At 57.2% G+C, this 6,571-nt stretch carries 6 protein-coding genes; 3 read left to right on the top strand and 3 right to left on the bottom strand.

What is annotated here, in order from left to right; genetic code table 11:
* Together WBM93_RS04815 and WBM93_RS04810 are read right to left on the bottom strand one after the other, a co-directional pair.
* On the bottom strand, positions 1-1,138 hold a 1,138-nt coding region (locus WBM93_RS04815), incomplete at its 3' end, for a TIGR03915 family putative DNA repair protein (protein ID WP_424428900.1).
* A 10-nt stretch (positions 1,139-1,148) separates the two neighbouring features.
* A complete protein-coding gene (locus tag WBM93_RS04810; protein WP_424428897.1) occupies positions 1,149-2,390 on the bottom strand; it encodes a putative DNA modification/repair radical SAM protein in 1,242 nt (413 codons plus the stop codon).
* A 150-nt stretch (positions 2,391-2,540) separates the two neighbouring features.
* On the opposite strand from WBM93_RS04810, the gene WBM93_RS04805 reads away from it, so the two are divergent.
* The 3 genes from WBM93_RS04805 (at position 2,541) to WBM93_RS04795 (ending at position 6,009) form a co-directional block, all read left to right on the top strand.
* On the top strand, positions 2,541-4,289 hold the full coding sequence (locus tag WBM93_RS04805; protein WP_424428894.1) for a vWA domain-containing protein: 1,749 nt from the start codon (positions 2,541-2,543) through the stop codon (positions 4,287-4,289).
* Positions 4,290-4,519: 230 nt separating this feature from the next.
* Positions 4,520-5,263, top strand: coding sequence for an OmpA family protein (locus WBM93_RS04800; protein ID WP_424428891.1), 744 nt, complete (start codon positions 4,520-4,522; stop codon positions 5,261-5,263).
* Between the two features lie 149 nt (positions 5,264-5,412).
* Positions 5,413-6,009, top strand: coding sequence for a hypothetical protein (locus WBM93_RS04795; protein ID WP_424428888.1), 597 nt, complete (start codon positions 5,413-5,415; stop codon positions 6,007-6,009).
* 10 nt (positions 6,010-6,019) lie between these two features.
* Here the strand turns inward: WBM93_RS04795 and WBM93_RS04790 are convergent.
* A partial coding sequence (locus WBM93_RS04790; RefSeq protein WP_424428885.1) for a transporter associated domain-containing protein occupies positions 6,020-6,571 on the bottom strand: 552 nt, incomplete at its 5' end.

The following is a 6,571-nucleotide window of genomic DNA, read 5'->3' as shown; positions in this document are numbered from 1 at the left end:
TCACGGCATTGGTAAGGAATGTTTTCTGCCGATCTATCCCCGCCTGTTCCAGCGCCCGATCGAGCAATTGTCCTGCCGGTCCGACAAACGGCCTGCCCTGCCGGTCTTCCTGATCGCCGGGCTGTTCACCGATGATCATGATATCGGCGTTGTCCGGCCCGGACCCCCGGATCAATTTTTCGGAGAATTTCTCCACTGGTGCGTCTGTTTGTTGCTCCAGCATTGCATAAAGCTGTTCGAGCGAGGCGGGCAGATTTGTAGCGGATTGATCAGTTACCTGATCTACCAGCAAAGCTTCTGTCGGCCGCGACACCATCGCATGGACCCGCGTCCCGGCCTGTTCCAGCAGCGAGGGAATAAGCTCCGCTTCCGGCAGGTTTTTCCAATATTTCATCGGCATTTCGGATTTCATCGCGCTGATCTTGACCCGCGCCGGGTTGAAGATATTGGCATAATAGGTTCGCCATTCGGCCTCGACGACATCTTCCTGCGGCACGTCATCCTTGCAGCCACCGGGCCCGATGGACAGCTTTTCGCCATCCCAGGCGATGCTCGCCTCGGGCGTTACGATCAGCCAATCCATCCCCGTGAACCGGTTGCGGAAAAAGGGTGCCACCGCTGCAGTGATATGGTGGTCCGGTTCGAACCAAGCGACGAATTGTTCACGGCCCTCGCTGTCACCGATCTTGCGGAACCGGACAAATGCATGCATCTTGTGGATATCGCGCCGGATGGCTTTGGCATAGCGGTTGAGCTTTATCACATCGGCGTCCGCAGGGTTGAGATGCAGATCTGGAACAGATTGAGCGCGATACAGAACGCGATAGGCCAGATCGAAGCGGTCCTGGTTGCGGTGAAGCAGAGCTGTGTTGATCAGTGAAAACAGCGTCTTGGACATGCGGATCGGGCGCGGTGATTGCTCGCCATTGTTTGCTGGAAAAATGGCCGGAGGGGACAGATCGAGTGATCCGGTATCGCTGCGTCCCTCGACCGTCCATGTCACCTGTTCCGGTGGGATGGATTCTTGCGCCAGCCGGCGGGCGTGGTCGCGCCAGCCGTCGCGGTCGACCTCGCTGGCAAGAGCGATAGGATAGCCGCCTTTTGCCACGACTTCGCCGTCGAGAGGATCCAGTCTCATCTCCCAAACCCTATAAAGCAAACAGACTGAGCTGTTCCGGTGGCGGTTTTAGCCGGTCGTAGAGGTTCAGCGAATCCAGTTGCCGGCCGGGGTGCCAGTCCATAGCAGTGACGAAGGGCAATAATTTCTTCACCGACTGGCAAATGCGTTCCAGATCGGCCAGCCGTAGGGCGGAATAGCGTCGCGCCTGGAGTATCTTGCCGACGCCCTTGCCGCCCAGTCCGGGAACCCGCAGCAGGCTTTCTTTGTCGGCCCGATTGATATCGACCGGAAAGCGCGCGCGATTTTGCAACGCCCAGGCGAGTTTCGGATCGATGCTCAGGTCGAGCTGTCCCGCGGTGCCACCCTGCATGATTTCCGCGACGGAAAATCCGTAGAAACGCAAAAGCCAGTCGGCCTGGTAGAGCCGGTGTTCGCGCAGCAAGGGCGGGGCCTGGACCGGGAGGTTGCTGCTGGCGTCGGGGATCGGGCTGAAGGCGGAATAATAGACCCGCTTCAAGCCATAGCTGCCATAAAGGCCATTGCTGGTCGTCAAAATCTTCGCGTCGTCGGACGCGTCTGCGCCGACAATCATCTGCGTGCTGTGGCCGCCCGGTGCGAACAGCGGCGCTTTGCGAGAGATTTTGCGTTCCGCTTTTGCTTCGCGAACCTGCTTGCCGAGATTCGCCATTGTCCGGCGGATCAGCTTGCCATCTTTTTCCGGGGCCAGTCGCGTTATCGATTTATCGTCGGGCAACTCGATGTTGATCGACAGGCGATCGGCATATTGGCCCGCCTGTTTGAGAAGCTCCGGATCGGCCTCGGGGATGGTTTTCAGATGGATATAGCCGCCGTAGCGATGCACCACCCGCAGCCGACGCGCGACTTCAACCAATTGCTCCATCGTGTAATCCGGGCTGCGGATGATGCCCGAGGACAGAAACAGGCCCTCGATATAATTGCGCTTGTAGAAATCCAATGTGAGATCGACAATCTCCTGAACCGTAAACGCCGCCCGCCGCACGTTGCTCGACGACCGGTTGATGCAGTAGAGACAGTCGAACATGCAATAGTTGGTCATCAGAATTTTCAGCAGCGAAATACAACGCCCGTCCGGAGCATAGCTGTGGCAGATACCCATGCCCCCGGTCGATCCGATACCGCCAGACTTCGACGAATTGCGCTTCACCGAACCGCTCGAGGCGCAAGAGGCATCGTATTTTGCAGCATCGGCGAGAATCGCCAGTTTTTCTGATCGGGAGATTTTCGACATCGAAATATAATAGAGCGTGTTCTTGTTTTGTTCAACACTCTAAATCTACACTGCCCACTCATTTTTATGTAACAACATATCATTCGTTCACTTTGCAGTCAGCTTCACTCCGGCACCTTTCGTAGCGGGTCCGAAGGTGGAGGAAAAATCATGCGGCAATTCAATTTTCTGGGAAAGACCTTTTCCGTGCTGGCGGTTGCGGGACTCGCGTTGACGTCTGCCACACCGTCACTCGACGCGCGTTCCATTGCCCGGCCGGTACCGCCCCATCCGGTAAATTGCAGCATCTTCTCGCGGGTCAACGAAGATCGCTCCAGCAATCAACGGATCAGGAACGGCGCCATACGCACCTCCCCGGCGATGGCCCCGCCGCCACCTCCGCCTCCGCCTATCTCCTCGCAAATCGTGACGACCGGCAAATCTGTTGCCAGCGGGGCAGTAGCGGCCGAACGCAGCATTGCGCCCTACCCCTATCCCCGCCCGGTGCCCTATCCCCAGCCAGAGGAGCGCGAGCGCTATGAAGGCAAGGACGTCGCCAGCATCAAACGCGTCGCCGACGAACCCGTGTCGACCTTTGCGGTCGACGTCGATACCGGCAGCTATTCCAATGTCAGGCGCTTTCTGAACGAAGGCCGTATGCCGCCGGAAGCGGCGGTGCGGACCGAGGAAATGATCAACTATTTCCGCTATGACTATCCCAGACCGAAAAACCGGGACACGCCATTCAGCGTCTCCACCGATATTTCGACCACCCCGTGGAATGACGCCAGCCGGTTGTTGAGAATCGGCCTGCGCGGCTATGATGTCGATAGCAACGAACGGCCCCGCGCCAATCTGGTTTTTCTGGTCGATGTTTCCGGATCGATGAACAGCCGGGACAAGCTGCCGCTGGTAAAATCGACGCTGACCGCGCTGGCCGGCGAGTTGCGCGGCGATGACCGGGTTTCGATCGTGGTCTATTCGGGCACGGTCGGGCTGTTGCTCGCGCCGACATCGAACAAGGCCCATGTCAAGGAAGCGGTCGATTGTCTCTATGCCAGCGGATCGACCGCCGGCGGAGATGCTCTCAAGCTGGCATATTCGACGGCGCGGGATAATTTCCTCGACGGCGGGATCAACCGGATCATCATGGCCACCGATGGCGATTTCAATGTCGGCACGTCAAACACCGACGAGCTCAAGAAATATGTCGCGAAGCAGCGCGAAAGCGGCGTGACGCTGACCATGCTCGGCTATGGCGGCGGCAATATCCGCGACGAGCTGATGGAGGGCATCGCCAATGTCGGCAATGGCAATTATGCTTATATCGACAGCGCGATGGAAGCCCGCAAAGTGCTGGGGTCCGAGCTAAGCTCGACCCTGTTTACCATCGCCAAGGATGTCAAAATCCAGATCGAGTTCAATCCTGCCCATGTGAAGGAATATCGCTTGATCGGCTATGAGAACCGCCTGCTTGCCGAAGAGGATTTTGCCAATGACAAGATCGACGCCGGTGACATCGGTGCCGGCCACCAGGTGACGGCGCTTTATGAAATCATGCCGGCCAATGCGTCCGGGTGGCTTCCGGAGCGGCGCTATCCGGCCAATCGGGTCGTTGACTGGCAACCGGATTTCAACGGCGAAATGGCGCAAGTCAAGTTGCGCTACAAATTGCCCGACGGCGACAAGTCGCGGTTGATCACCCGGTCAATAGCATCGCAAGACCTGCGCTCGGCAGGTCGTCCGCGCGGCGACATGGCTTTTGCCGTCGCGGTGGCCGCCTTTGGCCAGAAGCTGCGCGGGGATAAATATCTCGGCTCCTATGACTTCCGGAATATCGGATTGCTCAGCGGTGATGGCGGGGATTATTGGCGTCAGGAATTTCGCAAGCTCAATGATCTGGCGGGCAGCAGCAGCTGAAGCGGAAATCGGTCGAACAGGGAAAGCCAACAAACATACTCATCCAAATTAACCCTATTTGGTAACCTTTTGTCTCATATAGGCACAGTTTCAATATGATGGCCTTTGGGTTTTGAGGCTACGCAACTGGACTCGCACTTGAATATCCGCCATTTTGATCAATCATTTCGAAAAATGGCGTTGTGCCGGAAAAAGGACTGAGGTTTTCTATGGAAGTTGGAGGAAAGCTATTGGCCGGCGTAGCCGCCACCGTGGCATTGGCACTGGCCGGCCATGTCTTGTCCGGTGAAACATTCATCTCCGGTCTGGAACAACAGGCGGAAACAGAATTGGCAGCGCGGGGACTGGATGGCGCGACCGTCCGCTTTGGTCGCGAACCTTTGTCCCGCAGCGCCGTTCTGGATGGCGAGTTGCCGGACGATGCCAAACAAGAGGCCCTGAACGCCGTCATCGCAATCCCCGGTGTATCCGGTGCAAGCTGGCAAGGGGAGGAAAAGCTTGAAAAAGCCGCCCAGGAGGACGGTAGCGCGACACCCGATGTGGGCTCTGCCACCCTGCAAAAAATTTCCGAATGTCAGAACGGCGTCGATAAAATCACCGAAAGCAGAAAAATCAACTTCCGTTCCGGCAGCGCTTATGTCTCGCCGGAATCCAATCAGATTCTGGACAAGGTTGCAGCAGCCCTGAAGGGTTGTGAAGGACTAACGATCGCGGTCGAAGGCCATACCGATAACAATGGCGATCGCGATGTAAACAAGGCCATGTCGCAAGAACGGGCAGATCGCATCAAGGCCGGTTTGGTAGATCGCGGCATTTCGCAAAATCTGGTCAGCGCAACTGGCTACGGATCGGCCCGACCGCGAGCAAAAGGTTCGGATGCTGCGGCCGATGCGCAGAATCGGCGGATAGAATTTCAGATCGGATCTGCAAACGGTTCGTCGCAAAATGATGCCAAAGCGCAACAGGGAGAATGAACGATGCCACTTTTGCTTGAAAATCTGTTGCTCCTGCTGGTTACTTTTGCAATTGGCCTCGCCATTGGCTGGTTTATCTGGGGCCGAAGCACGGAAGAATATTAGCCGACAGAGGCGATGAGCCAGATTCACAATGGGGTTTTGACAAGATGATAACGCTGATTACCGCCAATTGGCTGCTTTACGCGATTGCACTGTTCATTGGCATCGCCACGGCTTTTTGGGTCTGGGCTGCATCCGGCCGCGAAGCTTCCACCGTCGAAAAGTTCAATGCCGAGGACGGACTTCTGGAAAAAGCCGGCGAACCGGTCCCTCCGGAACAATCCCGGCCCGAGCCAGCCCGACCAGCAGCGCCCGTTCCTGCGCCGGCCAAAGCGCCTGCTCCTTCAGCGAAGGCAGCAACAAAACCGGCTGTTACCGTTCCGAGACCACGCGCCGAACCGGCTGCCAAAGCTGCAGCGACACCCCCTCCCGCCGGCAAGCCGAAAATTCCGGCACCGGTCGGTGAACCGGACAATCTGCGTCTGATCAAAGGCGTCGGTCCGAAACTCAACGTGCTACTCAACAGTCTCGGCATATCGCGGTTCGACCAGATAGCCGATTGGAAAGAGGCGGAAATCACCGAGGTTGATCAATATCTGGAGAGTTTCGCCGGGCGGATCACTAGAGACGCCTGGATTGATCAGGCCAAATATCTGGCCAAGGATGATATTGCCGGCTTCGAGAAGAAATACGGAAAGCTCTAGGATCGAGTGATCAATCGACTTCCGGATTGCCGGCCCGGACAATCAGCTTGTCGATCTTGCGGCCGTCCATATCGACAATCTCGAATATCCAGTCCTGGTCTTCGAAGGTTTCGCCCTCTTCGGGCAGGTGGCGCAATTGCGCCAGTGCATGACCGGCAACCGTGGCATAGTCACGGTCTTCCGATAGCCTGATTCCGAGTCGTTCAGCGAGCGCGTCGATCGCCATGGCCCCGGAAACCAGAAAGCTGCCGTCGGCGCGTTCGATCAGGCTGCGCTGCGTTCTTTCATCCTGATCAGAAATAAATTCGCCGGCGATCGAACTGAGCAGGTCATTGGGCGTCACAATCCCCTCGAAATGGCCATATTCGTCGTGCACCAAAATCATGGGCACTTCCGCTTCCCTGAGAATGTCCAGCGCGTCGAGGGCGTCCAGCTGGTCGGGTACTTTTTCGAGCGGGCGCATCAATTTGCGCAGATCCAGAACCTCACCACCCAATTGCGCGGCGACAATGTCGCGTGCCTGGACCACACCCCGGATGTCGTCGACTGAATCTTCCGCCAC

Origin of the sequence: Parasphingorhabdus sp., from assembly GCF_049667325.1 — a bacterium.
Classification (GTDB): Bacteria; Pseudomonadota; Alphaproteobacteria; order Sphingomonadales; family Sphingomonadaceae; genus Parasphingorhabdus.
Note: the sequence above shows the minus strand (reverse complement) of the source record. Positions and strands in the feature narration are given on the sequence as shown.